Below are 25,883 nucleotides of genomic sequence, written 5' to 3'. Positions count from 1 at the left end.
CGCAAACGGGCGCACTCACCCTTCCGGTTCAGGTAAACAGGGCATAGCGCACCATAAGCGCACAGTCTGGGTTGCGGTGTTCCGAACCGCGACCGGAGGTCCCAGACGTGCCCAAGCTGCGCAGCACCGCCGCCGTGGCCACCACGATGTCGGCGCTCGCCGCGACCTCGATCCTCACCGGGCCCTCGGTGGCCGACGCCTTCTCGCCCGACCCCTGCGCGCTGCACCGCACCACCGCCCACCACTCCGAGGGCCTGGACACCTGGAACTCCGCCTACCCGCGCCCCCGGGGCACCCTCGACGCCGCCCTGGTCTTCCTGTCCTTCCCGGACGCCACCCCGCGCACCACCCCCGACGAGCTGACCGCCGACCACTTCCCCGCCACCAGCCGCTACTTCGAGCAGTCCTCCTACGGCCGTTTCACCCTGCGCCCGCACCCGATGGACCGCTGGCTGAAGATGCCGCGCCCATCCACCGCGTACCGCATACAGCGGGACTGGGCGCCCTCGGACCGTGCCGCCTATCTGCGGGACGCGTTCGCCGTGGCCGACAAGGCGCTGGACTTCTCCCGCTACGACGTGGTCTATCTGGTCGCCGATCCGGACGCGCCCGGTGTCGACTCCGACGCCACCAAGGTCGTCAACCTGGACTCGCCCGTCCGCCTCGACGGCACCGACGTACGCCGGGTCGTCACCGTCTTCGAGCAGCACCCGCCGGACCGGCTGGTCCTCGCGCACGAGACCGGGCACGTCTTCGACCTCCCCGACCTCTACCACCGCCCGACCGACTCCGAGGACGACTGGGACACCCACGTCGGCGACTGGGACCTGATGGGCAGCCAGTTCGGCGCGGCCCCGGACCTCTTCGGCTGGCACAAGTGGAAGCTGGGCTGGCTGGACCCCCGCCAGGTGGCTTGCGTACGGGGGACGGGCCCGACCCGGCTCACCCTGGAGCCGCTCGCGGCCGGGCCCGGCGTCCCGGTGCGGGGCGCGTCCGGCGCCCCGGCCTTCGGGCTCGGCAACGGCACCAAGCTCGCCGTGGTGCGCACCGGCCCGGACACCGCCCTCGCCTTCGAGGCGCGCGGCCCGGTGGGCAACGACCGTACGGCGTGCAAGCAGGGCATCCTCGTCTACCGGGTGCGGGCCGGCGTGGAGTCCGGGGACGGCCCGGTCGACGTGATCGACGCCCACCCGCACACCGAGGCGTGCTGGGAGAACTCCGTCTACCCGCCGCTGGCCGACGCGCCCGTGTCGCCGGGGGAGAGCTTCACCGTGCCGGGGGACGGGGTGAGGGTGGAGGTCGAGGAGCGCACCCCGGCCGGCGCGTGGACGGTACGGATCACACCGGGGGAGGGCGCCTGAACCGGGGCACGCGAAAGGCCCCCGCTCGCGCGAGGGCCTTCGTTGTCTGTGCGCCGCCAGGGACTCGAACCCCGGACCCGCTGATTAAGAGTCAGCTGCTCTAACCAACTGAGCTAGCGGCGCCTGCTGACGTCGTAGACCTTAGCATCCTGGTCGGCGGGAGGAAAAATCGATACCCGGGCCGCCGTACGGGCCGCGCGCACCGCCGCCCAGAGCACCACCTCGGGGCCGGGGAGCCAGGGGTGCCGGGTGTCCGGGGCGACCAGCCAGCGGGACCCCGCCGGGGCGGGCTCGGCGTCGCCCTCCAGCGCCGGGACGGTCACCGCGTCCCCGGTGCCGTGACAGAGCAGCGGCGGGACGACATGGGTGCGCGGGCCCCACTCCTCCCAGGCCAGCAGGGAGGGCAGCCGCTGGGCCGTGCCCGGCGCCGCGAACAGCAGGGTGCGGCCCCGGTGCACCGCGACCGGGCCGCAGCCCGGCCCCTCCGCACCCCATAACCGGTCCAGCATCCGGCGGCCGAACACCGAGGGCGCGCTCACCACGTCGAAGACCGTGCCGCAGGGCAGCACGACGGGGGCGCCGGGCCGCTCCGCCCAGAAAGCGAGCGTGCTGCGCGGATATGTGCCGGCGGAGGCGAGCCAGGCGGCTCCCTCGGCGGTGGTGGCGGTGACGTCCGGTGCGCTGGTCATGCACACAGGTGTACCGGCGGTGAGCGGGCGGTTTCCCTGGGTTGCGGAAAATGGGGACAGCGGGGGGCGGGAGGGGGTATCTTGCCCGCCTGGCATATGCCAGATGCGCGGGTCCCCTAGTGCGGGTCGACCGCCCTGCGACCCTCGGGGTCGGCGCCCCGCATCAGGTCCCGGCCGAACTCCACCATCTTCCTGGCGTAGTCCTCGGTCCACTCCGCCCGCTCGGCGATGTCCGCCGCCGTCAGCCGGTCGAACCGGCGCGGGTCGGCGAGCTGGGCCGCCGCCACGGCCTGGAACTCCATGGCCCGGTCGGCCGCCGCGCGGAACGCCTGGGTCAGGTCGGTGGCCCGCGTCAGCAGGGCGCGCGGGTCGTCGATCGACTCCAGGTCGAAGAAGTGCTCCGGATCGGCGGCCGCCTCGGCGGGCTCGAAGAGCAGGGGCGCGGGGCGTAGCCGCGGTTCGTTCCGACGCGGCGAGGGCTCCGCCATGTCTTCATCTCCTCCTCGTACGTTCGCTGTACTCGGCCCCGCCTGCGGCCGGACCACCGTCCATTGTCCCGCGCCCACGCAAGACCGCCTGAGGGCCAGACCCACACCGACGGTCAGGGCCGGTGCCTCAGGGCCGGTACGGCACCCGGTGTTCGGCCAGGTGCGCGAGGACGGCGTGGTTCGCCTCCCAACCGTCCGGGAACTTCACCAGGGTGCCGAGCTGGACCGGTTCTGTGGACGGGTATTCGTCCAGGAGGTCGCTCACACCGGCGCGGCAGACCACGATGCAGGCGTGGCGGTGGCGGGAGGCGAGGACGCAGAGGCGGCCGGTCTCCAGGTGGAAGGCGGTGGCGTCGGGGCGGCCGGAGAGCGGGTGCAGGACCACCGTGACGTCGTACTCCCGGCCCTGGAGGCGGTTCGCGGTGTCCACGGTGACGCCCGCCACGCCCAGGTCGGCCAGGGCCGCGCGGACCGCCGCCGCCTGGTCCCGGTGGGCGGTGCCCACGGCGATCCGGTCGGCGGTCAGCGGGGCCGGTGTCTCCGCGCGCTCGGAGACGGCCGCGCCCCCTCGGTCCAGCAGCCGCCGCACCACCGCGGCCACCGCCCGTACCGCCTCCGGGTCGGTGCGCGGGGTGTGCCGGGCCGGCAGCTCCAGCAGCCCCCAGCCGGACTCCGCCGCCTCGTCGATCACCCGGTCCGGCCCCGACCCGTCCGACGGCACCGCGAAGGCGAGCCGCCGCTCCCCGTGCCCGGTCCCGCTGCGGAACGGCGTGTACGGATAGAAGGCCGCCGACACCAGCGGCGCCGCCGACGCGGGCAGCCGCCAGGACACCGGGAGCCGGTGCTGGGGCAGGCCGGGGTTGTGGGCGAGCAGCGTGGTCACCGCCGAGGCGGACGGGTCGTAGGACAGGCCAGCCCACTGGTCGCCGCCCACCGTGGAGAACGGGTCCAACTGGCCGGGGTCGCCCACGAACAGCGCCCGCTCGAACAGCCCGGCCACGGCCAGCAGCGAGTCCGAGCGCATCTGGTACGCCTCGTCCACGATCGCGTGCCGCCACGGTTCGTCCACCGTGACGTGCGCCCACTTGGCGGCGGTGGAGAGCACCACGGGCAGCCCGCCCAGGTCGGCCGCCTTCGCCGACGTACGGACGCCCGGCAGCGCGTCCAGCGCCTTGTCGTAGGCGTCGGTGTCGCTGCTGTGCAGGCGGCCCACCGGCAGGTCGGGGTCCTTCTCGGCGAGGCGCAGCACCAGGTCGTCCACCTGGGCGTTGGTCTGCGCCACCACCATCAGCGGGCGGCCCGCGGCGGCCAGCTCCAGCGCGGCCCGGACCACCAGCGTCGACTTGCCGGCGCCGGGCGGGGAGTCGACCACCACACCGCGCTCGGTGCCGTGCAGGGTGTCGGCGAGGATCGCGTCCGTGGCGCGCGTGGCGGCGGCTCCGGGGTCGAAGTCCACGGTCGTCACAGCACGTCCTCCTCGGTCACCGCGTCCGGCACCTCCGCGACGGGCTCACCGGGCGGCCCGCCGTGCGTCCACGGGGTCTGCTCCGGGTCGGGCAGCCTGGCGCCGCCGCGCTGCTCGTGCTCGAAGAGCGTGAAGCACACCGCGTCGCCCTTCTCGGGCACCGAACCGGCCTCCGGCTCCTTGCCCCGGCCCATCTTGTCCATGATCCGCAGCACCAGCACGCCGTCCTCCGGCGCGCCCTCGTACCCGGCGAACTCCGCCGTCTGCGCCTTGCCGTTCAGCGAGCGGTACACCTTGGCGCGCTCGCCCAGATGCGGACGGTCCTCGGTGCGCACGGTCACCAGCGGGCGCGGGCTGGGCCGCTTGCCCTCGCTGTACGCCATGACCACCTCGGTCACCTCGCCCGCGAACGCCTCCCCGGCCAGCCGCCGGGCGGCCATCACCAGCGGGTCGTCGAGCGCCTCCTGCGCCTCCAGCCGGGCCTGCTCGCGCTCGCGGCTCGCCAGCTTGCCGGCGGCGGTCACCGCGTCGTCCCGGCGGGGCTGCGGGGGTTCGCCCGCGGTGATCCGGTCCCGGTGCGCGGTGAACGACCACCGGTCCCGCGTCCAGCGCTCCTCGACGTGCCCGCCCTCGGGGAGCGTCCGCAGCAGGTCGAGCCCCCGCCAGACCGCGTCCCAGGTCGGCCGTGTACGGCTCTCCACCAGGTCGCGGATCTCCCGCTCGGCGGCGGTGACGGCGGTCAGCAGGTCCTCGGCCCTCGGGGCGTCCTCGGCGGTCGCCAGCGCGGTGCGCGCCCGGTCGTACCGCTCGATGGCCGGGGCCAGCAGCTTGTTGTCGAACGCCGGGTCGGTGGCCGGGCCCGCCGGGGGGCACAGCAACTGGCCCGCCGCGTCCCGCGCCCGCTCCGCCCGCGCGGCCGCCTCGGCGCCGGACTCGCCCTCGGGCGGGTCGATCCAGGCCAGCAGGGCGCCCAGATGCTGGTCCTCCACCATGGACTGACCGGTGGCCCAGTGGCGGGACAGCACGTCGGTCAGCGCCAGCAGCAGCGAGGAACCCGGCACCCGCGCCCGCTCGTCGTAGTGCGTCAGCCAGCGGCCCAGCAACGGCACGCGCGGCGGCGCCGGATACGGCGTCTCCGGCTCCTGCTCGGCCGTACGCCGGAACCGCATCGAGCGGCCCAGCAGCCGGACCAGGTCCAGGCCCGCGCGGCTCGGCACCACGATCTGGGGGGCGTCCACGCACAGGTCGACCTCGACCTTGACCCGCTTGCCGGTCTCCGGGTCGGTGTCGGTGCGCTCGGCGGTCTCCACCGCCTCGGCGCAGGAGTCCAGGTGCGGCAGCACGATGTCGGCCAGCTCGGCGAGGAACGCGAAGCGCTGGTCGCGGTCGCGGGGCTGCGGCACGACCAGCAGCCGGGGCGCGTCCCGGTCGGTGCCGACCAGCGCGCCCAGCGGTGCGCCGGTCTCACCGGCGGTGGTCAGCGGGACGAACACCAGCGGACGGCCGGACAGATGGCGGTGCCGTACGGTCGCGGCGGGCTGGGCCCGGCCGGTGGCGACCGCCTCCAGGCGGGCCAGGGTGGCGATCAGGGACACGGCACGGCCTCCCGGTCCGCCGCCTCGGCGAGCGCCTCCGCGCGCAGGGCGGCGGCCCGGCGCAGCGCGGCCACCACCGGGTCGGCGGGGTCGCCGCTCTCGCCGCGCGCCGCCGACAGCACCTCCTGGACCGTGCCCAGACCACCCAGCTCGGCGCGGAGCGGGCGGCCCAGCCGGGTCACCGCGTCGGCCGCGCGGGACCGCTCCCGGCAGTGGAAGGCCAGCTCGCAGGAGGACAGGCACTCGGGCGCGTAGGTCGCCGGGACCGCGTCGACGGCGGCCGTCAGCTCACCGGCCGGGCGCTGCGGGTCGAAGCAGGTGCCCTCGGGCAGCTCCTCGGCGATGGTCTCCACGCGGGTCAGCCGGGCGAGCTGCCGCGCGGTGACCGCCCGCTGGGCGCGTACGTCGACCGCGCGCGCGGTGGCCAGGTTGGAGAAGTCCTTCGGGCACACCAGCAGCACCTCGTGCCGTACGGCGGGCGGTGGGGTCAGCCGGGCGGCGACCGCCTCCAGCGCCAGCACGTACACCGCCGCCTGCCGGGCGGCGGCGCCCACCTTCGCCGGGTCGGCCGAGCCGTCCAGCATCGGGAACGACTTGATCTCCACGACCGTCCAGCCGCCGTCGGGGTGCACCACCACCGCGTCCGGCTCCAGGAAGGCGGGCGAGCCCGCCACGTCCAGGGCCAGCATCGGATGGTCCAGCAGCGTCCAGCCGCCCGCCGCGACCGCCTCGCGCAGCGCCAGCGCCGTACGCGCGGTACGGCCCTCGGGGCCCGGCGCGCTCAGGTCCGGCACGGCCGCCCCGGCGGGCGGTTCGGCGGCCGGGTCCAGCAGGGTGTGGGTGAGCCGCAGCAGTTCGGCGCCGCCGTCCGCCTTCACGCGGGCCTCGAAGGTGTTGCCCCGGATCAGCGCGAACTGGGACTGCCCGTAGTCCGAGGGGGCGCCCAGCGCCCCCGCGAGCGCGGCCTTGTCCACCCCGGCGCCGTCCAGGATCGCGCGTCTGCGGCAGCCCGGGTTGGCCGCGAGCGCCGCGAGGGCGCGCGCGTCCAGCGCCTTGGCCGGTACGTCGGGACCGCGCAGCTCAGCGAGCCGGTGCCGCAGCGCCGTCCCCCGCGTCGCTGGGGGAGGCGTCGGTTCCGGCCGCGGGGTCGAGCCGCGACTCGCGCTGCCGTGGAATTCGCTCACCCGCGGAAGTCTGGCATCCGTCACTGACAATCGGTGCGGGACCGGTGTTTCCGGCCGCCCGGAGCGGGGCCGCCCAGGCGGTCAGCCGCAGCCGCGCGGCGGTCGCGGCCCGCGTCACGTACGGGGCCAGGAGCAGGCCGGCGCCCATCACGACCGCGCCCGCGACCGCGTCCAGGAAGTAGTGGTTGGCGGTGCCCATGACCACGATCGCGGTCAGCAGCGGATAGCCGACGGCGGCGATCCTGGCCCAGCGGGAGCGCCCGTACTTCCACAGCACCACTCCGCAGAACAGCGCCCAGCCGACGTGCAGACTCGGCATCGCCGCGTACTGGTTGGTCATCCCGCCCATCCCGCGCGGGGCACTGGCCTCGCCGCCCCACCAGCCGTACGAGCTGTAGTGCGCCATGGTGTCCACGAAGCCGTGGTGGGGGGAGAGCAGGCGGGGCGGGCAGGTGGGCAGCAGGGTGAAGCCGATGAGTCCTATGAAGGTGGACGTCATCAGCCAGGTGCGGGCCGCCCGGTAGTGCTCGGCACGGGCCCGGAAGAGCCAGACCAGCACGGCGGGCGTGACGAGGTAGTGCAGCGAGGCGTACCAGAAGTCGGCCGGGACCCCGAGCCAGGGCTCCGCCGTGAAGAGGCGGTTCAGCGGGTGCTCGGCGTTCAGGTACAGCGCCTTCTCGATGCCGAGGATCGCCAGACCGTGGTCCACGGCCGAGGAGACGTCCCCGCGCGCGAGGAGGCGTCCGGCGGTGTAGCAGCCGTAGACCAGCAGGATCAGCGGCAGTTCGGTCCACCAGCGCGGCCGGGTGACCGGCCCCGCCCCGGTGTCCGCTGCCTCGGTCTGCGGCATCCGATCGCCCTCCCCCTTCGCGCTGGCCTGGCACCCCCCCGCGGGCGCCGTGACACTTTACGGTGTCGGTCCGCCCGTCCGCGCGGGCGTTCCGGCTCTCGAAGACGCCCGATCCGCCCGGCGGGTTGCCCGCGCGCGGGGTGCGCCATCATGGAAGGACCCGGCGAACGGGTTTCCCCGGCGTCCACTCGGCGTCCCTCTTCCGGAAAGGTTCCCCATGGCACCGCGCATCCTGCTGGCCCGGCACGGACAGACGGCCTGGTCGCTGTCCGGCAAGCACACGGGCCGGACCGACGTGCCGCTCCTCGAGGAGGGCCGGCGCGGGGCCAAGCTGCTCGGCGAGCGGCTGCGGCACACGCCGCCGGCCGGATTCGCGGACGTGGAGGTGCGCACCAGCCCGCTGGTCCGCGCACACGAGACCTGCGAGCTGGCAGGGTTCGGGGACCGCGCCGAGGTGTGGGACACCCTCATGGAGTGGGACTACGGCGCCTACGAGGGCATGACCCCGGCCGAGATCCAGGACGTCCGGCCCGGCTGGCTCATCTGGCGCGACGGGGTCCCCGAGGGCGAGACGCTCGCGGAGGTCACCGCCCGCGCGGACGAGGTCGTGAAGTGGGCCCGCTCCGCCGACCGGGACGTCCTGATCTTCGCCCACGGCCACATCCTGCGCTCCATCGGCGCCCGCTGGCTCGGCCTCCCCATTGACTTCGCCGCCCGCCTCCGCCTCAACCCCACCTCCCTCTCCACCCTCGGCTGGGCCTACGGCGAGCCGGCGATCGAGAGCTGGAACGACACGGGGCACCTGGTCGGCTAGGGGCGCCGAGGCCGCGGCAGCGAGGCGTGCCGCTCCAGGAAGTCCGCCACTCCGGTGGCGCGGCGGTGCGGGAGCAGGACCCGCGCGGTACCGGCCAGCATGGTGTGGATGCGGGAGGACTGGACCTGGGCGAGCAGGTCCAGTACGCGCAGACCGGCGGTGGCCGCCTCGTCGGGGTGGCCGTCGCGGGCCAGGTCGTCGGCGAGTTCGGCGGTGTACAGGGCGATGTTGCGGGTGAAGTGCGGGTCCTGGAGGCGGGCAGCGCGGCTCGCGTGCCGGGACGCCCGGCGCCAGTCGCCCAGTGTCGACCAGCACTGCGCCTCCAGACCGGCCAGCTCGGCCTCGCCGTAGAAGCTCATCCACTCCGGGTCGGCCTCCGACGTACCGCGCCCGAACAGTGCCTGCGCGCGGACGAGCGCCTGTTCGCAGCCGGTGCGGTCCGCGAGCCCCGCCCAGCCGCCCGCCTCGCGCAGCGCCAGCAGCGACATCAGCCGGGACGAGCCCAGCGGGCGGGCGGCCCGCTGCGCGGCCTGCGCGGCGCGGACCGCCTCGCGGGGGCGCCCGGCGTCCCGCGCGAGGAAGGCGGTGTTGCAGAAGGCGTGCGCCTCCAGGCCCGCGTCCCCGGTCATCCGGGCGGTGGCCAGCGCCTCCGCGTAGTGCGAGCGGGCGTCGTCGAAGCGGCCCGAGTCATGGGCCAGCCAGCCCACCGAGATGGCCAGTTCACCGGCGCCCGAGTGCAGCCGGTCGGCGGTGGCCTGCCGGGTCGCGCCCGCGTCCAGCAGGGCGTACGCGGCGCGCAGCGGCTCCGCCGCGCGCCGGTACAGGCCGTCCGCGCCGTGCTTGTCGTCCAGCAGCCGGATGCTCCGGACCGCCTCCTCGACGGCGGCCGCCTCCGACGCGCCCGGCCGCCGCGCGGCGGCCGACGCGTCCGTGGCCAGGCCCAGCGGGCCCAGCGTGGCGGCGGCCGCCACCGTGGCACCCGTACCGGTCATGAATGCGCGACGCAGCACGTCGCTCTCCTCGTGGTTCAGGGGGTCGTAAGGATGCTCGTACGCGGCCGCCGGGACGGCGCCCGGCGCCGCGGCGGGGCGTGCGCCGCGCCCCCGCACGGCCGAGCGCGGCGCGAAGCCGAGGTCGGTCAGGGTGCGCCCGGGGAACATGTGCAGGAACACCCGCTCGTACGCGTAGTTGGGACAGCGGATCTCACCCGCCTCGACTCTCCCGACGTAGCGCGCGTCGCAGCTCACCCGCTCGCCGATCTCCCGCGCCGCGCGCCGCACCAGGGCGGCGAATTCGGCGGGGGAACGGCGGCCGCGCACCTGCCGGAAGGCGGTGTTGGGGCGGGGCGGCCGGTCGGGCTGCGCCGGGGTATCGGTTGACGACGCCATGGCCGGTCCTCTCGTGCGAACCGTCGAACCAGGCCGGAACGGGGCCGTTGACGGGTGTGGTCGCCCGTGTGACACCGTGGGTCCGGCGGGGCAAGAACGTACAGGCTGTGTCCGGCCCGACACGCAGTGTTTGGCTACAAAACGGATATCTCATCCACGATCTGCCATGAACTGCCATCCTTTGCGGGACACTTGTGCCGTAGCCCTTGACGCCGTCACGCGTTGTTCCTCACGGACCGCAACAGGCAGCGTGCTGGAGGCCGGCATGGAGACCCGTCCGAACAACGATCCGTGTCCGATGGCGCCGTGGTCGCGGCCGCCCGGCGACACGGCGTGCGACCTCGTCACGGTGCCGACCCGCCAGGGCCTGGAGGCCGTGGACATTCTGCGCCGCGAGGCCACCGAGGGCGTGGGCCCGGTGCTGCACGACGACGGCCGCGACACCCTCGGCTTCCTCGTCCCGCCCGGTACGGCGGGCCACTGGGACGTGCCCGGCAGCACCTGTATCCGCACCTCCGGGCGCGGCCTCCGGCTGAATCCCGAGCCGCCCGTGCAGGGCTCGAACTGGCTGCTGCCGCCCGGCGAGGCCGACCTCGCCACCGACCCGGCGACCCTGCGCCGGGCGCTCGGCGAGGCGGCCCGGCTGATCGAGGCCGCCGACAGTTGCCGCTGACCCGGCACCGCGCGGCGGCCTCTCGGGCCACCTGCGAGAATGGGCCGATGGGCAGGTCCAGGGACAACCGGCGCAGGGCGGCCGCCGAAGCCGTGGTGGAGGCCGTCGAGGGCGGCCTCGCGGAACTCATACCCGACCCCGACCGGGCGCGCGGCTGGTCCCTGCTGATCGACGGCGCCCCGCAGTCGCACGTCGACCTGGACGACCCGGCGCACCTGTCCTTCGAGTACCAGCGCCGTATCGGCCACGTCATCGACCTGGCCGCGCCGCCCGGCAGGCCGGTGCGGGCCGTGCACCTCGGCGGCGGCGCGCTCACCCTCGCCCGGTACACCGCGGCGACCCGGCCCCGCTCGACCCAGCAGGTGGTGGAGCGCGACGCGGCCCTGGTCCAACTGGTCCGCCGCGAACTCCCTCTTGACCCCGGCGCCCGGATACGGGTGCGCTCGGCCGACGCCCGCGAGGGGCTCGCCAAGGTGCCGGACGGCTGGGCCGACCTGATCGTCGCCGACGTGTTCAGCGGCGCCCGCACCCCGGCCCACCTGACGTCCACCGAGTTCCTCGACGAGGCCCGCCGCGCCCTGCGCCCCGGCGGTGTCTACACCGCCAACCTCGCCGACGGCCCCCCGCTGGCCCATCTGCGCGGCCAGATCGCCACGGCGGCCGCCCGCTTCGCCGAACTCGCCCTGATCGCCGACCCGGCGGTGCTGCGCGGCAAGCGCTTCGGCAACGCCATCCTGGTCGCCTCCGACACCCCGCTCCCGCTCGCCGAACTGACCCGCCGCGCCGCCTCCGACCCCCACCCGGCCCGTCTCGAACACGGCGCGAAACTCATGGACTTCACGGGCGGCGCGACCCCGGTGACGGACACCTCGGCGGTCGCCTCACCGGCCCCGCCGCCGTCGGTGTTCCGCTGAGGGGTGATCGGCCGCCGCGGGGGCCGGCGAAGACAACCGGCGCAGGGCGGCCGGCCGGTTCGCGCGCACGATGTCGACCAGCAGCGCGTCGAGGGTGGCCATCCGCTCAGTACGTCTGCACGTCCACGTGCGGGGGGCCGTCGTGCCAGTCGCAGAAGACCGTCACCCGGTCGGTGCTGCGGCTGAACTCCACCCTGATCCAGGTCTCCGTCTTCCAGACCTGCATCGACCAGCCGGTACCCGGCGTGGCGGAGACCAGCGTCGCGCTCGCGGGGCCCAGGTCGAACACCGCCCGGCCGCCGCCGGTGTCGTACGCCTTGACGTCACCGGCGGGGGTGGCGGGCGCCGGGGGAGCCGGGGCCGGGGTGGCCGCGGGCGTGGTGCGGGCCGGGGTGGGGGAAGGGGGTGCCGAGGTGCGGCGGGGCGCGGGTGTGGGCGTCGGCGTGGGGGGCGTCGGCGTCGCGGTGGAGGCGTGGGCCGCCGCCTCGGCCGCGGTGATCGGCACGGCGCGCGGGGGGTCGTACGCCGTGCCCGCCATCACCGTGTGCACGCCCCACCAGGACAGCGTGGTCGCCGCCGCGGTGGCCAGCAGCCACGCCAGTACGTGTACGAGTCCTCTGCGCATCGGGGCCATACTGCCTCAGCCGCCACCGGCCGCGCAGGCGACCGGAGTTGTCCACAAGGAGTTGTCCACAGGCCAACACTTCGCCGGGCCGCATGGCGTACGGTGCGGCGCATGGCAAGTGTGCTCGTGGTCGAGGACGATCAGTTCGTCCGCTCGGCGCTGATCCGGCATCTCACCGATGCCGCCCACGTGGTGCGCAGCGTCGGCACCGCGCTGGAGGCGCTGCGCGAGGTCGCCCATCTCCGGTTCGACGTGGTCATACTCGACCTCGGACTGCCTGACCTGGACGGCTCCGAGGCCCTGAAGATGCTGCGCGGCATCACCGACGTGCCGGTCATCATCGCCACCGCGCGGGACGACGAGACGGAGATCGTCCGGCTGCTCAACGCCGGGGCGGACGACTACCTGACCAAGCCCTTCTCGGTCGAGCACCTCTCCGCCCGCATCGCCGCCGTGCTGCGCCGCTCCCGCTCCGGCGCCGCCGAGGCACCGCCCTCCCCGGTGATCCGGGTCGGCGGCCTCACCGTCGACCCGCTGCGCCGCCAGGCCGAGCTGGACGGCGCCCGACTCGACCTGACCCGGCGGGAGTTCGACCTGCTCGCCTTCCTCGCCGGGCGCCCCGGCGTGGTCGTCCCGCGCAAGGAACTGCTCGCGGAGGTCTGGCAGCAGTCCTACGGGGACGACCAGACCATCGACGTCCATCTGTCCTGGCTCCGGCGCAAGCTGGGCGAGACGGCGGCCCGCCCCCGCTATCTGCACACCCTGCGCGGGGTCGGGGTCAAACTGGAGCCGCCCGCCGTGGGGGAGCCCCGATGAGATGGGCGTTGGTCAAGGTCTGCCTGGCGGTGACCACCATGGTCGTCGTCGCCTTCGCCGTCCCGCTCGGCCTGGTCGTCAAGGAGATGGCCCGCGACCGCGCCTTCGCCGGCGCCGAGCGCGAGGCCGCCGCCGTGGCGCCCGCGCTGTCCATCACCACCGACCGGGACGAGCTGGAGCGGGTGGTGGCCGCGGCCGGGGCCGACTCCGGGATGTCCGTGCACCTGCCGGCCGACGGCGACCGGGGCGCGCTCGACCTGGGCCGGGGAAGGGCCGCCGGCCGGGACATCGAGGCGGTGCGCCGGATGGGCCGCGCCTCCACCACCGAGGTCACCGGCGGCTCCGCCCTGCTCCAGCCGGTCGCGCTCGGCTCCGGCGCCATCGCGGTGGTCGAGGTGTGGGTGCCCGAGGCCGCGATGAGCAACGGGGTGGGCACGGCCTGGGCGGTGCTCGCCGCCGTGGGGCTCGCGCTGATCGCCGGGTCCGTCGCGGTCGCCGACCGGCTCGGGGTGCGCATGGTGCGCCCCGCCCGGCGGCTGGTGGAGGGCGCGCGCGAACTGGGCGAGGGGCAGCTCGGCGCCCGGGTCCCCGAGGAGGGGCCGACCGAACTGCGGCTCGCGGCCGTCGCGTTCAACTCCATGGCCGACCAGGTCGTCGCGCTTCTCGCCAACGAGCGGGAACTGGCCGCCGACCTCTCGCACCGGCTGCGCACCCCGCTCACCGTGCTCCGGCTGAACGCCGCCTCGCTGGGCGCCGGGGCCGCCGCCGACCAGACCCGCGCCGCCGTGGCCCAACTGGAGGGCGAGGTCGACACGATCATCCGTACCGCCCGCGAGGCCAAGCCGCAGACGGCCGCCGCAGGGCCCGGCGCGGGCTGTGACGCGGCCGAAGTGGTGCGCGGGCGCATGGAGTTCTGGTCCGCGCTCGCCGAGGACGAGGGCCGCAAGTGGCGGGTGGCCGGCGCCGAGCGTCCGGTACGGGTCCCGGTGGCCCGTGCCGACCTGGCCGCCGCCCTGGACGCCCTGCTGGGCAACGTCTTCCGGCACACCGCCGAGGGCACCGCCTTCGCGGTCGACGTCCACCACGCCGAGGACGCGGTGATCGTGCTGGTCTCCGACGCGGGCCCCGGCATACCCGACCCGCGCGCGGCGATGGCCCGCGGCCGGGGTTCCGGTACGGCGGGCTCGACCGGGCTCGGCCTGGACATCGTGCGCCGTCTCGCCGAGTCCACGGGCGGTGACGTCCGCATCGGCTCCTCCGTGCTCGGCGGCACAGAGGTGCGGATCTGGCTCCAGCTCGACGCCCGCAAGCCCGCCGGACGCGGCCACCGGGGCGCCGTACGCAGGCGGCGCAGGCTGATACCCAGCCGCTGACCGGTCCCGATCTGCAAACCCGTCCCGATCTTTAACCGGTCCCGATGCCTTCCTTAAGCGCACCCTAAGCCTTTCAACCACCGTCCCTGATAAGCCGATTGCCGGATTCCGCATCGATAGCGTGCTGCCACCACCCCCCACCCCCGCACGAAGGACAGGCACGCCCATGAGCACGCACCGGCGCAGGATCAGTGGCAGGAACAAGGCGATAGGCGGCGTGGTCGCGGCGGCCGTGGCCGGTGGCGGCGCGGTCCTGGTGACCGGGGTCGCGCACGCCGCCGGTGTCGGCGCCGCGTACACCAGGACCAGCGAGTGGTCGACCGGGTACAGCGCCCAGTACGTCGTCACCAACGACACCGGAGCGGCCAAGAAGGACTGGAGCCTGGAGTTCGACCTCCCGGCCGGCGCCAAGCTCGGCTCGCTGTGGAACGCCGAGTCCAGCGTGAGCGGGCAGCACGTCACCGTGAAGGCCGCCAAGTGGGACACCGACGGGCTGGCGGCGGGCAAGTCGGTCACCGTCGGCTTCGTCGTCGACGGCACCGGTGACCCCTCCGGCTGTCGCATCGACGGCTCCGAGTGCGCGGCCGACCCGGGCGCCACCCCCGAGCCCAGCGGCCGCCCCACCGAGCCCGAGACCCCGGCGCCCACTCAGAGCACCCCCAGCCGGCCCGAGACGCCGGTCCCCACCCAGAGCGCGGGCAACGGCACCAAGGCGGCGGCCGGGTTCGCCCCGTACGTCGACACCTCGCTCTACCCCGCCTTCGACCTGCTGGGCACCGCCGACGCCACCGGCGTGAAGAACTTCAACCTGGCCTTCGTCACCGATGGCGGCGGCTGCACCCCCAAGTGGGGCGGTGTGAGCGAGCTGACCGCCGACGGCGTGGCCGCCCAGATCGGCGACCTGCGCGCCAAGGGCGGTGACGTCCGCGTCTCCTTCGGCGGCGCCTCCGGCTCGGAGCTGGCCACCACCTGCGGCTCCGCCGACGACCTGGCCGCCGCGTACGGCAAGGCGGTCGACGCCTTCAAGCTGACCAAGGTCGACTTCGACGTCGAGGGCGGCGCGCTGCCCAACACCGCCGCCAACACCAAGCGCGCCCAGGCCATCGCCAAGCTCCAGGCCGCCCACCCCGACCTGAACGTCTCCTACACCCTCCCGGTGATGCCCGAGGGCCTCACCCAGGACGGCGTCAACCTGCTGGCCGACGCCAAGGCCAACGGGGTCCGCGTCGACGGCGTCAACATCATGGCGATGGACTACGGCCCGGCGTACAGCGGTGACATGGGCGACTACGCGATCCAGGCGGCCACCGCCACCCAGGCCCAGATCAAGGGCGTCCTCGCGCTCTCCGAGGACGACGCCTGGAAGACGGTCGGCGTCACCCCGATGATCGGTGTCAACGACGTGGCCACCGAGGTCTTCAAGGTCGACGACGCCGGCCAGCTCGTGGACTTCGCCAAGTCCAAGGGCATCGGCTCGCTGTCCATGTGGTCCGGCACCCGTGACAAGAGCTGCGACGGCGGCACCAAGCCCACCGCCGACGCCACGTGCAGCTCGATCGCCCAGGACAAGTTCGCCTTCTCCAAGGCGTTCGCCGCCTTCAACTAGGGGCGCGTGAAAGAGAGGCCCGGCGGACGAGAAGACCGCCGGGCCTCACTCATGCGTCCGGGCCGGCCCGGTCAGCCCGCCGACTCCACCGAAGGCAGCGTGCCGGTGCGGGCCGCCTCCCCGTACCAGCGGGCGCTGGACTTCGGGGTCCGCTCCTGGGTCGCGTAGTCCACGTACACCGCGCCGAACCGCTTCTCGTAGCCGTAGGACCACTCGAAGTTGTCCAGCAGGGACCACAGGTAGTACCCGCGCACATCGGCGCCGTCGCGCAGGGCGTGGCGGACCGCCGAGAGGTGGGCGTGCAGATAGGCGACGCGCTCGGGGTCGTGCACCCGGCCGTCCGCGTCCGGCTTGTCGTCGTAGGCGGCGCCGTTCTCCGTGATGTACAGCGGGAGTCCGGGGGCCTCGCGGGTGTAGCGCATCAGCAGGTCGTACAGGCCGGACGGGTCGACGGTCCAGCCCATCTCGGTGCGCTCGCCGGGGCTCTGGTGGAAGAGCACGTCGTCGGCGCCGGGCCAGGGGGAGTGCTCGCTCGCGCCGTGGCCGTCCGCGCGCGGGCCGCTGACCCTGTCGGTCACCGCCGAGACCAGCGCCGGGGTGTAGTAGTTCAGGCCCAGCGCGTCCAGCGGGGCGTTGCTGGTGGCGAGGTCGCCGTCCAGCACGAAGGACCAGTCGGTCAGCGGGGCCGTCGCGGTGAGCAGCGACTCGGGGTAGGCACCGTGCAGCATCGGGCCGTGGAAGACACCGTTGGCCAGGTCGTCGATGCGCCGGGCCGCCGCCAGGTCCGCCGGGTCCTGCGAAACCGGGCGCACGACAGCCGAGTTGAGGCTGACCGCGACCTGGTTGCGGGCCGGCATCGCCGCGCGCAGCGCCGAAGCGCCGAGCCCGTGCGCCAGGTTGAGATGGTGGGCGGCCCTCAACGAGGCCACCGGGTCGGTCCGGCCGGGGGCGTGCACCCCGGAGCCGTAGCCCAGGAAGGCGCTGCACCAGGGCTCGTTGAGGGTGATCCAGTTCTCCACCCGGTCGCCCAGCGCCTCGCCGACGAGGTGCGCGTACTCGGCGAACCGGTGCGCGGTGTCCCGCTCTGGCCAGCCGCCCGCGTCCTCCAGCTCCTGCGGGAGGTCCCAGTGGTAGAGGGTGACGGCGGGCTTGATGCCGTTCTCCAGCAGCTCGTCCACCAGCCGGCGGTAGAAGTCCAGCCCGACCTGCACCGCCGGACCCCGCCCGGTCGGCTGCACCCGCGACCAGGAGACGGAGAAGCGGTACGCGCCGAGCCCCAGCTCCGCCATGAGGGCCACGTCGTCGCGGTAGCGGTGGTAGTGGTCGACGGCCACGTCACCGGTCTCACCGCCCGCCGTCTTGCCGGGCGTATGGCTGAAGGTGTCCCAGATCGAGGGGGTACGGCCGCCCTCGCGCACCGCCCCCTCGATCTGGTACGCGGAGGTCGCCGCCCCCCAGAGGAAGGCCGGCGGGAAGGTGACCTCGGAGGCCACGGGGGAGACCACGGAGGAGGAGTCGGGCATGGAAGCGCTCCCATCGAGAGTCGGGAAGACATCGGGGAAACTCAGGGTGAGGGGAAGGGGCCGGGGCGTCGGTGTCCCGGCACCCATGACGGGACGGTGCTCGGCGGGACGCGTCAGCCCTTGATCGCGCCCTGCATGATGCCGCCCACGATCTGCTTGCCGAACAGCAGGAAGGCGATCAGCAGTGGCAGGGTGCCGAGCAGCGCGCCCGCCATGATGACCGCCTGGTCGGGTACATACCCGGTGCCGAGTGCGTTCAGGGCGACCTGCACGGTCGGTTTCTGCTGGTTCAGGGCGATGATCGGCCACAGGAAGTCGTTCCAGGCGAACACGAAGGTCAGCAGGCCGAGCACCGCCATCGCGGGCCGCGCCGCCGGGAACACCACATGCCACACGACCCTCAGGCTGCTCGCCCCGTCCACCCGCGCCGCCTCGATCAGCTCGGTCGGCAGCGCCTGCACCAGGTACTGCCGCATGAAGAACGTGCCGAACGCCGTCACCAGGCTCGGCAGGATCACCGTCTGGAGCTGGTTGGACCAGCCGAGGTCGCTCATCCACAGGTAGAGCGGGACGACGGCGAGCTGCGGCGGGATCATCATCGTGCCGATGGTCAGCAGCAACAGCAGCCCGGAGAACCTGAACCGCAGCTTGGCGAAGGCGAAGCCGGCCAGCGTGGAGAAGACCACCGTACTGACCGTGATCGTGCCCGCGACGATCAGCGAGTTGAGCATCGCGGTGCCCAGCCCGGCCTGGTCCCAGGCGGTTTCCAGGTTCTTGAACAGGTTGCCGCCGAACCACAGCGGCGGCGGGGCCTGGGCGAGCCGCCGGTCGGTGCGCGAGGCCGCGATGGCCGTCCACACCAGCGGCGCCAGCGAGACCAGCGCGAACACGGTCAGCGCCGCGTACGTCACCGGACCGGCGTGCAACTGCCTGCCCGCCTTCGTGGCCCGGCGCCGGCCGGTGCGCGCCTTGGGAAGAACGAGGTCACCGGCGGTCATCGGACCTCCTCAGCCAGCGGGTCAGCAGCAGGTTGGCCGCGGCGATGATCAGCATGACCAGGAACATCGTCCACGCGATCGCGGACGCCTTGCCGAGGTTGCCGATGATCCAGCCCTGGTCGTACATGTAGAGGCCGAGCGTCTGGTACTGGTGCTCCGAGCCGCCCTTGGTCCCGCTGACCCCGCCGAACAGCAGCGGCTCACCGAAGAGCTGGGTGGCGCCGATGGTCGAGACGACGATCGTGAACAGCACCGTCGGCCGCAACTGCGGGATCGTCACGTGCCAGAACTGCTGGCGCCGGTTGGCGCCGTCGAGCGCGGCGGACTCGTACAGGTCCGCCGGGATGGCCTGCATCGCGGCCAGGTAGATCAGCGCGTTGTAGCCGGTCCAGCGCCAGATCACGATGGTCGACACCGCGAACTGCGATCCCCAGTCCGATTCACGCCAGTTGACCGGGTCAACACCGAAGAAGTGGAGAATCCAGTTCACCATGCCGCCGTCCCACGAGTACAGCAGCGTGAACACCAGCGTTGCCGCCGCCACCGAGGTCGCGTACGGGGTGAGCATCACCACGCGCCACACGGTCGAGCCGCGCAGCTTGTAGTTGAGCATGTGGGCCAGCCAGAGCGCCGCCATGAGCTGCGGGACCGTCGAGATCACACCGATGGTGAAGGTGTTCCTCAGCGCGTTCCAGAAGAAGTCCGAGGACAGCAGGTTCCGGTAGTTGGCCAGGCCCGTCCAGCTCTGGTGATCGAGCGCGGACAACTGCACGTTGTGCAGCGAGTACCAGACCGTGTACAGCAGCGGAACCAGTGTGAACACACCGAACAGCACGAAGAAGGGGGTCACGAACGCGTACGGCGACGCCTTCGTGTCCCAGCGGTACAGCCGGCTGCGCCAGGAGGGGGCGCCGTCCGGCGCACCGCGACCCCGAGCGCCCCGGACCGCGCCCGGCGGGATGCCGGGCGCGGTCTCGGCGCTCGACGCGGGATGCGCGAGAGCCTCTTTGGAGGTCACTGGCCGAGCACGTCCTTGATCTCCTTGGACGCGGCGTCCCAGCCCTGGGCCGGGGACTTGCCCTTCTGCTCGACCTGGAGGATGCCGATGTCACTGATCGCGGTGTCGATCGGCTTGTCCTTCGGGCCCAGCGGCTGGTCGGGGATGGTCTTCGCCGCGTCGGAGAAGATCTGGGTGAGCGGCGCGTTCGAGAAGTACGCGGTGGTGTCCGCCTGCGGCTTCAGGCTCGCGTACGCCGACGGGGTGGAGGGGAAGCTGGCCTGCTTGGCGAAGACCTTGGCCTGCTGCTCCGGTGCGGTCAGCCACTTGGCCAGCGCGACGGCCTCCTTCTGGTGCTTGCTCGCCGTCGGCACACCGAGGAACGAGCCGCCCCAGTTGGACGCGGTCGGCGCCGCCGCAACGTCCCACTTGCCCTTGCCGGAGTCGCCGGCCTTCTCGACGATGTAGCCGAGCATCCAGGCGGGGCAGGCCACCGTGGCGAAGGAACCGTTGGCGAAGCCCTTGTCCCAGGTGGGGTCGAACTGCTTCAGCTTGGCCGACATGTCGCTGGTCGCCACGCTCATCGCGTCGTCCCAGGCGTCCTTCACACCCCGTGACTTGTCCCAGACGACATTGCCGCCCTTGTCGTAGTTCCGCTCGGAGGCACCGCCCAGGGAGGCGTTGTACACCGAGGACGCCGAGTCGACGTACTTGGTGCCCTTGGGCGCCTTCTTCATGTACTGCTTGCCGAGGTCGACGTACTTGGACCAGTCGCCCTTCCACTGCTCGGCGAGCTTGGCGCGGTCGGTGGGCAGGCCGGCCTCGGCGAACAGGTCCTTGCGGTAGCAGACCGCCATCGGGCCGGTGTCGGTGCCGAGGCCGATGGTCCTGCCGTCCTTGGTGGTGGCCTGCGCCAGCTTCCAGTCCAGCCACTGGGACTTGTCGACGTCCTTGCCGAGGTCGACGAACTTGGCGGCCTGCGTCTGCACGGCCTCCGTGATGTTGCCGACCTCGATGGCCTGGATGTCGTCGGCGCCCGAACCGGCCTGGAGGCGCGTGAGCACCTTCGGCCAGTACACGTCCGTACGGGTGGTGACGTTCTCCTTGATGTTGATGTCCGGGTGCAGCTTCATGTACTCGTCGTACAGACCGGCCTGCTGGTAGCCGAAGACCCCGAAGGTGCCGACCGTCAGCGTGATGTTGCCCTTGCCGTCGCCGCCGCCCGCGTCCGACGAGCCGTCGTCCGAGTCGCTGGCGCAGCCGGCCAGCAGACCCGTGGCCAGCGCCGCGGCGGCCATCATGGCCACCGTGCCGCGAGACCTGCGGATGCTCGTACGCATTGCGTCCTCCTGTTGCCTGACGTGCCGACCCCCCGGCCAACTGCATGGAAATCGCGTGGATCTGGGCCCGTTCGTACTCGCTGCGGCTCGGGCGGGGAACGTGCGGGTTGTGTAGGTGTCAGGTACTGTGGGAGCGCTCCCACATGTGATGGGTTGAAGAGTCGTCCGTTCGGGACGGGGTGTCAAGGGAGTGCGCACGGCCAACGCGGTTCAGTTATCGGGCTGTTAACCGGCACGGGTTTCGGTGCGGACGGCTTGGGGCCACTGTTGGACCAGTACACGGAGAGAGGCGGAGGCCATGGCGAGCCACGGGGTGCGGGGCGGCCGGAGCGGTGGGCGGCCGACGCTGGAAGAGGTGGCCGCCCGGGCCGGGGTGGGCCGGGGCACGGTCTCCCGCGTGATCAACGGCTCCCCGCGGGTCAGCGACGCCACCCGCGCGGCCGTGGAGGCGGCGGTCGCGGAACTCGGGTACGTCCCCAACACCGCGGCCCGCGCGCTCGCGGCCAACCGCACCGACTCCATCGCGCTGGTGGTGCCCGAGCCGGAGACCCGCTTCTTCGCCGAGCCGTACTTCTCCGACATGCTGCGCGGGGTGGGGGCCGAACTGGCCGACACCGAGTGGCAGTTGCTGCTGATCTTCGCGGGCAGCGACCGCAAGAGGCAACGGCTCGCGGACTACCTCTCCGCCCACCGCGTCGACGGCGTCCTCCTGGTCTCGGTCCACGCCGACGACCCGCTGCCGGATCTGCTGGACCGGCTGGAGATCCCGGCCGTGATCAGCGGCCCCCGGTCGGCGGGGGAGACGCTCACCTCGGTCGACTCCGACAACTACGGCGGCGGCCGCTCCGCCGTCGAGCACCTTCTCGCCCGCGGCCGCCGCCGCATCGCCCACATCACCGGCCGCCCCGACGTCTACGGCGCCCAGCGCCGCGTCGACGGCTACCGCGACGCGCTGCGGGGCGCGGGCCTGGAGGTGGACGAGCTGCTGATCGAGCCGGGTGACTTCACCGAGGAGGGCGGCCACCGCGCCATGACCGCCCTGCTCTCCCGCCGCCCCGACCTGGACGCCGTCTTCGCCGCCTCCGACGTCACGGCAGCCGGCGCCCGCCGGGCCCTCCGCGAAGCGGGCCGCCACATCCCCACCGACGTCGCCCTCGTCGGCTACGACGACTCCGCCATCGCCCGCCACATGGACCCCCCGCTGACCAGCGTCCGCCAGCCCATAGAGGAAATGGGCCGCGCGATGATCGACCTCCTCCTGACGGAGATAGCGGACCGCCGGCCGGCGGGGACGCGGGGGCTGGAGAGGCGGCACGCGGTGCTGGCTACGGAGCTGGTGGGGCGGGAGTCTTCGTAGGGGGCGTTAATCCCTGGCTGCTCAGCGCACTGCCGGCTTAGGATCACCGGCAAGGCGGGGTCGTAGCACAGAGGTAGTGCGCCGCGACATCATCTCGGAGGACGTCGGTTCGAATCCGACCGCCCCGCCCCTCTGAGATCAACCGGGAGAGTATGCCGGGAACGACTGAGGGGCCGACTCCGTAATGCGAGTCGGCCCCTCAGTCGATCAGGGTGAGTGACGGGACTTGAACCCGCGACATCCTGGACCACAACCAGGTGCTCTGCCAGCTGAGCTACACCCACCGCGACCGGCGGTTGAACTGTCGTTCCCCGACCGGCCGAGAAGAAGTCTACAGGGTTCTCGGGGGTGCTCGCGCACACGTTTCCGGGCGGGGGGCTACGCGGGCGGCAGGACGTACTTCGCGGCGATGGACTTCGCGGTGTCGGAGTCCGGGCCGGGCTGGGGGACGAAGACCGCTTCGCGGTAGTAGCGCAGCTCGGCGATGGACTCGCGGATGTCGGCCAGCGCCCGGTGGTTGCCGTTCTTGTCCGGGCTGTTGAAGTACGCCCTCGGGTACCAGCGCCGGGCCAGTTCCTTGATCGAGGAGACGTCGACGATCCGGTAGTGGAGGTGGGCCTCCAGCGTCGGCATGTCGCGCAGCAGGAAGCCGCGGTCGGTGCCGACGGAGTTGCCGCACAGCGGGGCCTTGCCCGGCTCCTTGACGTGCTCACGGATGTACGCCAGCACCTGCTCCTCGGCGTCGGCCAGCGTCGTGCCCCCGGCCAGCTCGTCCAGCAGCCCGGACGCGGTGTGCATCTGCCGCACCACCTCCGGCATCGTCTCCAGCGCGGAGTCCGGCGGGCGGATGACGATGTCCACCCCTTCACCGAGCACGTTCAGCTCGGAGTCGGTGACGAGGGCGGCCACCTCGATGAGCGCGTCGTCGGACAGCGAGAGGCCGGTCATCTCGCAGTCGATCCACACCATGCGATCGTTCATGTGTCTCACCTTAAGGGGACCCGCGGCCACCTGGACCCCTGCGTACACATGGCGGAGGGGGCGGGGAAGGCCCGGCCCTCCCCACCCCCTCGCACCGAGACGATCCTCAGCCGCCCCCGCGCGGCCCCGGCAGCAGACTCACCGCGCCCGCCGCATGGCGACGGCTCTGCAGCGGCACCCCGCCGTCCCGGTCCGGGTGCAGCACCGACGGCACCGCCACCGGGCCGTGGCCCGGCAGGCCGGACGGCCCCTGCGGCATTCCGTGCCGCTCGAGCTGCTGCTCCTGCTCGGCCGGCCGCTCACCCTGCGGCCTGCGGGCCCGGTACGCGGCCCGGTACGTCGCGGGCGACGAACCGAGCTGGCGGCGGAAGTGCCCGCGCAGCGCGACCGGCGAGCGGAACCCGCACCGGCCCGCGACCTCGTCCACGGAGTAGTCGGAGGTCTCCAGCAGCCGCTGCGCCTGGAGCACCCGCTGGGTGATCAGCCACTGCAACGGCGCGCTGCCGGTGAGCGAGCGGAACCTGCGGTCGAACGTACGGCGGCTCATGTAGGCGCGTGCCGCCAGCGTCTCCACGTCGAACTGCTCGTGGAGGTGTTCCAGCGCCCAGGCGACGACCTCGGCCAGCGGGTCGGCGCCGATCTCCTCGGGTAAAGACCGGTCGAGGTAGCGCTCCTGACCGCCGCTGCGGCGGGGCGGTACCACCAGGCGGCGGGCCAGCGCACCGGCGGCCTCGTTGCCGTGGTCCGTCCGCACGATGTGCAGACACAGGTCGATCCCGGCCGCCGTACCGGCCGAGGTGAGCACGTCGCCGTCGTCGACGAACAGCTCACGCGGATCGACGTGCACCGACGGATAGCGCTTGGCCAGCGTCGGCGCGTACATCCAGTGGGTGGTGGCCGGGCGGCCGTCCAGCAGGCCGGCCGCGGCCAGGACGAACGCCCCGGTGCACAGGCCGACGATGCGGGCCCCCTCCTCGTGCGCCCGGCGCAGCGCGTCGAGCGCCTCCTCCGGTGGCGGCGAGGTGATCGAGCGCCAGGCCGGCACGACGACCGTGCCCGCCCGGGAGATCGCCTCCAGGCCATGCGGCGCGGTGAGTTCCAGGCCCCCTGTGGTCCGCAGCGGGCCGTCCTCGCCGGCACACACCAGCAGTCGGTAGCGCGGCACTCCGGCGTCCTGGCGGTCGATACCGAACACCGAGAGCGGTATGGAACTCTCGAAGATGGGGCCGCCGCTGAACAGCAGCACCGCGACGATCTCCTTGCGGCGTCGCCCGGCGAGTTTCCGGACGGTGGCGTCCGGCGCGGCGGTGGAGTCGTGGCTCATACTGCTAAGCCCCCCTCGGTGGTCGCGGCTCCCTTTACGCTTCGGGTCTGTCGCTCCTGCACGTTTCCCCTCGGTCCTGCACGAGTCCCCCGCCGTAAGACATCAAGATCGAAATCTACTGGCTCCCGCGGTCTGTCGGTGGCCAGTTCCACACGCGGTGCATTGTCGACATGACAACTTGGCGTGAAGCATTCGATCACGAAGGGTTGCACTCGTGGGGCGTGCAGGGAAGTACGCCTGGGCGGGGTGGCCAAAGCGCATAGGGTGCGACGGGTCGGACGACCCCTGTTTGTGCAGGTGGAACGGGGGTTGAAGGGTGGTTGGGACCCCTCCGGAGCGATATCAGGAACTTGGCTGAAAACCAGCGTTCGAGGGTGTGGAAACCGGTCAGTCGACCGGTGTACCGGCCGCTCTGTGATCTGTGACTCCCCGCGCGGTCTCCCGGAGCGAGCGGCGCAGCAGCGCCCGGCAGGCGAGGGTGACGCCGGCCAGCCCCAGCCCCGCCCCCACGGCCGCGACCGGCGCCGTACCGCACCACAGCAGGATCACCGGCACCAGCACGCAGGCGAACACCGCCCAGCCGATCACCTCGCGCGCGGCGTCGGGGCCGGGCGTGGAGCGGGGTGCGGGCATCTGGGGGCTCCCTGGGGGCGTTGGTTCCAGGGGGTTCAACGCGCGGACGGCCGGTCGGTCACCCCCTGACGGGCGAGTCCCGGCAAACCGCCTGTACGGGGCAGCGACCATTGCGTAAGGGGCGCCGCTCGTGCATGCTCCCTGGAACCCCTCGGGACGTCCCGGAGGGGCCGCTCACGGAGCGTGTGCACGAACTGCGACGGGGAGGCGTGCCGCCGTACCCTTGGGGGTATGGGCAGGGGAAGACGTTTCCCGGACACAGCTCCGCCGCACGATGTCCCCCTTCATACAAGGATCACGACGCCGAGACAGCCATGGCCGGTCACGAATTCTTCGAACCCGCGGACCGCAAGCGGCCGGTAGCCGAACCCACGGCGACCGACCCCCTGGCGGCATCAGAGGCACGCCCTTCCTGCGATCCCGCCTTCCGGCACGGAGTGGTCGTCGGCTTCGACGGTTCCACCTCCAGCGAGCGCGCCCTCGCCTACGCGGTCGGCATGGCCCACCGCTCCGGCTCCGGTCTGATCATCGTGCATGTGGCCAACCGGCTGCCCACCACGGTCTGGGCCGGCTGCGAGCCGCCCGTCTTCGTGGACGTCCCCGACCACCGCACCGAGGTGCTCGGTCTGGAGCTGGCCTGCGCCGACCACTTGAGCGAGGTGCCGTGGATTCTCGTGGAGCGCGGCGGCGACATCTGCCATGAACTGGAGGAGGTCGGGCGGGAGTACGAGGCGGACGCGATCGTCGTCGGCTCCACGCACGGCATCGCCGGGCGGATCTTCGGCTCCGTGGCCGGACGGCTCACCAAGCGGGCCCGGCGGCCCGTCATCGTGATCCCCTGAGGTCTCGACTTCCCCTGGTGGCGCCCCACTTCGCGCTCCGTGAAGCT

The 25,883-nt window shown here is 73.1% G+C and carries 24 protein-coding genes and 2 tRNA genes; 9 read left to right on the top strand and 17 right to left on the bottom strand.

Going from position 1 to position 25,883, the window contains the following annotated elements:
- Positions 1-146 precede the first annotated feature (146 nt).
- Entirely contained in the window at positions 147-1,361 is a 1,215-nt protein-coding gene (locus tag ACZ3HQ_RS19740) for a M6 family metalloprotease domain-containing protein (RefSeq protein ID WP_467512820.1), read from the top strand.
- 49 nt (positions 1,362-1,410) lie between these two features.
- On the opposite strand, the gene ACZ3HQ_RS19735 is transcribed toward ACZ3HQ_RS19740, so the two are convergent.
- The 7 genes from ACZ3HQ_RS19735 to ACZ3HQ_RS19705 all read right to left on the bottom strand — a co-directional run bounded on the left by ACZ3HQ_RS19735 (position 1,411) and on the right by ACZ3HQ_RS19705 (position 7,632).
- Positions 1,411-1,484, bottom strand: a tRNA-Lys gene (locus ACZ3HQ_RS19735).
- Entirely contained in the window at positions 1,475-2,050 is a 576-nt protein-coding gene (locus ACZ3HQ_RS19730) for a bifunctional DNA primase/polymerase (protein ID WP_467512570.1), read from the bottom strand. Before ACZ3HQ_RS19730 ends, ACZ3HQ_RS19735 begins: the two co-directional genes overlap by 10 nt.
- A gap of 116 nt (positions 2,051-2,166) precedes the next feature.
- Positions 2,167-2,538 carry a hypothetical protein gene (locus ACZ3HQ_RS19725; protein ID WP_086692790.1) on the bottom strand — a complete coding sequence of 124 codons (372 nt, stop codon included), beginning with the start codon at positions 2,536-2,538 and terminating at the stop codon, positions 2,167-2,169.
- Positions 2,539-2,665: 127 nt separating this feature from the next.
- Positions 2,666-4,003: an AAA domain-containing protein gene (locus ACZ3HQ_RS19720; protein ID WP_467512568.1), complete on the bottom strand. Its 1,338-nt coding sequence runs from the start codon at positions 4,001-4,003 to the stop codon at positions 2,666-2,668.
- Complete coding sequence (locus tag ACZ3HQ_RS19715; RefSeq protein ID WP_467512566.1) at positions 4,000-5,598, bottom strand: hypothetical protein; 1,599 nt, start codon at positions 5,596-5,598, stop codon at positions 4,000-4,002. Before ACZ3HQ_RS19715 ends, ACZ3HQ_RS19720 begins: the two co-directional genes overlap by 4 nt.
- The gene (locus tag ACZ3HQ_RS19710) at positions 5,589-6,782 is read right to left on the bottom strand and encodes a hypothetical protein (protein ID WP_467512565.1); all 1,194 of its coding nucleotides are present in this window, start codon (positions 6,780-6,782) and stop codon (positions 5,589-5,591) included. Before ACZ3HQ_RS19710 ends, ACZ3HQ_RS19715 begins: the two co-directional genes overlap by 10 nt.
- Complete coding sequence (locus ACZ3HQ_RS19705; RefSeq protein ID WP_467512563.1) at positions 6,679-7,632, bottom strand: phosphatase PAP2 family protein; 954 nt, start codon at positions 7,630-7,632, stop codon at positions 6,679-6,681. The genes ACZ3HQ_RS19710 and ACZ3HQ_RS19705 overlap by 104 nt, the downstream gene beginning before the upstream one ends.
- 217 nt (positions 7,633-7,849) lie before the next feature.
- Between ACZ3HQ_RS19705 and ACZ3HQ_RS19700 the strand changes: the two genes are divergently transcribed.
- Positions 7,850-8,446: a histidine phosphatase family protein gene (locus ACZ3HQ_RS19700; RefSeq protein WP_467512561.1), complete on the top strand. Its 597-nt coding sequence runs from the start codon at positions 7,850-7,852 to the stop codon at positions 8,444-8,446.
- Here the strand turns inward: ACZ3HQ_RS19700 and ACZ3HQ_RS19695 are convergent.
- Positions 8,443-9,834 carry a hypothetical protein gene (locus tag ACZ3HQ_RS19695; RefSeq protein ID WP_467512559.1) on the bottom strand — a complete coding sequence of 464 codons (1,392 nt, stop codon included), beginning with the start codon at positions 9,832-9,834 and terminating at the stop codon, positions 8,443-8,445. The two genes, ACZ3HQ_RS19700 and ACZ3HQ_RS19695, sit on opposite strands and share 4 nt — an antisense overlap.
- 265 nt (positions 9,835-10,099) lie before the next feature.
- Between ACZ3HQ_RS19695 and ACZ3HQ_RS19690 the strand changes: the two genes are divergently transcribed.
- Together ACZ3HQ_RS19690 and ACZ3HQ_RS19685 are read left to right on the top strand one after the other, a co-directional pair.
- Positions 10,100-10,507, top strand: coding sequence for a hypothetical protein (locus ACZ3HQ_RS19690; protein WP_467512558.1), 408 nt, complete (start codon positions 10,100-10,102; stop codon positions 10,505-10,507).
- Between the two features lie 47 nt (positions 10,508-10,554).
- Positions 10,555-11,421, top strand: a complete 867-nt coding sequence (locus ACZ3HQ_RS19685; RefSeq protein ID WP_467512556.1) for a spermidine synthase — start codon at positions 10,555-10,557, stop codon at positions 11,419-11,421.
- Between the two features lie 106 nt (positions 11,422-11,527).
- Here the strand turns inward: ACZ3HQ_RS19685 and ACZ3HQ_RS19680 are convergent, their stop codons facing one another.
- Positions 11,528-12,046, bottom strand: coding sequence for a hypothetical protein (locus ACZ3HQ_RS19680; protein ID WP_467512555.1), 519 nt, complete (start codon positions 12,044-12,046; stop codon positions 11,528-11,530).
- A 111-nt stretch (positions 12,047-12,157) separates the two neighbouring features.
- Between ACZ3HQ_RS19680 and ACZ3HQ_RS19675 the strand changes: the two genes are divergently transcribed.
- From ACZ3HQ_RS19675 to ACZ3HQ_RS19665, 3 genes are all read left to right on the top strand, one after another.
- Positions 12,158-12,862, top strand: coding sequence for a response regulator transcription factor (locus ACZ3HQ_RS19675; RefSeq protein ID WP_467512553.1), 705 nt, complete (start codon positions 12,158-12,160; stop codon positions 12,860-12,862).
- Complete coding sequence (locus tag ACZ3HQ_RS19670; RefSeq protein WP_467512551.1) at positions 12,859-14,235, top strand: sensor histidine kinase; 1,377 nt, start codon at positions 12,859-12,861, stop codon at positions 14,233-14,235. Before ACZ3HQ_RS19675 ends, ACZ3HQ_RS19670 begins: the two co-directional genes overlap by 4 nt.
- Positions 14,236-14,401: 166 nt before the next feature.
- Positions 14,402-15,841, top strand: coding sequence for a glycoside hydrolase family 18 protein (locus tag ACZ3HQ_RS19665; protein ID WP_467512549.1), 1,440 nt, complete (start codon positions 14,402-14,404; stop codon positions 15,839-15,841).
- Between the two features lie 71 nt (positions 15,842-15,912).
- Here the strand turns inward: ACZ3HQ_RS19665 and ACZ3HQ_RS19660 are convergent, their stop codons facing one another.
- The 4 genes from ACZ3HQ_RS19660 to ACZ3HQ_RS19645 form a co-directional block, all read right to left on the bottom strand.
- Positions 15,913-17,364 carry a GH1 family beta-glucosidase gene (locus ACZ3HQ_RS19660; protein WP_467512547.1) on the bottom strand — a complete coding sequence of 484 codons (1,452 nt, stop codon included), beginning with the start codon at positions 17,362-17,364 and terminating at the stop codon, positions 15,913-15,915.
- A gap of 113 nt (positions 17,365-17,477) precedes the next feature.
- Entirely contained in the window at positions 17,478-18,362 is an 885-nt protein-coding gene (locus ACZ3HQ_RS19655) for a carbohydrate ABC transporter permease (RefSeq protein WP_467512545.1), read from the bottom strand.
- Positions 18,349-19,380 (bottom strand): carbohydrate ABC transporter permease, encoded by a 1,032-nt coding sequence (locus ACZ3HQ_RS19650; protein WP_467512543.1) that lies wholly within the window; start codon positions 19,378-19,380, stop codon positions 18,349-18,351. The genes ACZ3HQ_RS19655 and ACZ3HQ_RS19650 overlap by 14 nt, the downstream gene beginning before the upstream one ends.
- Entirely contained in the window at positions 19,377-20,699 is a 1,323-nt protein-coding gene (locus ACZ3HQ_RS19645; protein ID WP_467512541.1) for an ABC transporter substrate-binding protein, read from the bottom strand. Before ACZ3HQ_RS19645 ends, ACZ3HQ_RS19650 begins: the two co-directional genes overlap by 4 nt.
- A gap of 298 nt (positions 20,700-20,997) precedes the next feature.
- Here ACZ3HQ_RS19645 and ACZ3HQ_RS19640 point away from each other — a divergent pair, with 298 nt between their 5' ends.
- Positions 20,998-22,056, top strand: coding sequence for a LacI family DNA-binding transcriptional regulator (locus ACZ3HQ_RS19640; RefSeq protein WP_467512539.1), 1,059 nt, complete (start codon positions 20,998-21,000; stop codon positions 22,054-22,056).
- 211 nt (positions 22,057-22,267) lie between these two features.
- Here ACZ3HQ_RS19640 and ACZ3HQ_RS19635 read toward each other — a convergent pair.
- The 4 genes from ACZ3HQ_RS19635 to ACZ3HQ_RS19620 all read right to left on the bottom strand — a co-directional run bounded on the left by ACZ3HQ_RS19635 (position 22,268) and on the right by ACZ3HQ_RS19620 (position 24,994).
- Positions 22,268-22,340: transfer RNA gene (locus tag ACZ3HQ_RS19635), tRNA-His, on the bottom strand.
- A 94-nt stretch (positions 22,341-22,434) separates the two neighbouring features.
- Positions 22,435-23,037 carry an oligoribonuclease gene (gene orn / locus ACZ3HQ_RS19630; protein WP_135788584.1) on the bottom strand — a complete coding sequence of 201 codons (603 nt, stop codon included), beginning with the start codon at positions 23,035-23,037 and terminating at the stop codon, positions 22,435-22,437.
- A gap of 106 nt (positions 23,038-23,143) precedes the next feature.
- Positions 23,144-24,361: a GlxA family transcriptional regulator gene (locus ACZ3HQ_RS19625; RefSeq protein ID WP_467512537.1), complete on the bottom strand. Its 1,218-nt coding sequence runs from the start codon at positions 24,359-24,361 to the stop codon at positions 23,144-23,146.
- A gap of 387 nt (positions 24,362-24,748) precedes the next feature.
- Positions 24,749-24,994: a hypothetical protein gene (locus ACZ3HQ_RS19620; protein ID WP_467512535.1), complete on the bottom strand. Its 246-nt coding sequence runs from the start codon at positions 24,992-24,994 to the stop codon at positions 24,749-24,751.
- A gap of 314 nt (positions 24,995-25,308) precedes the next feature.
- On the opposite strand from ACZ3HQ_RS19620, the gene ACZ3HQ_RS19615 reads away from it, so the two are divergent.
- On the top strand, positions 25,309-25,836 hold the full coding sequence (locus ACZ3HQ_RS19615; RefSeq protein WP_030816597.1) for a universal stress protein: 528 nt from the start codon (positions 25,309-25,311) through the stop codon (positions 25,834-25,836).
- The last annotated feature ends 47 nt before the right edge of the window (positions 25,837-25,883 follow it).

Source organism: Streptomyces sp. NPDC018263 (genome assembly GCF_055562575.1).
This window is presented reverse-complemented; position numbering and strand designations above follow the sequence as displayed.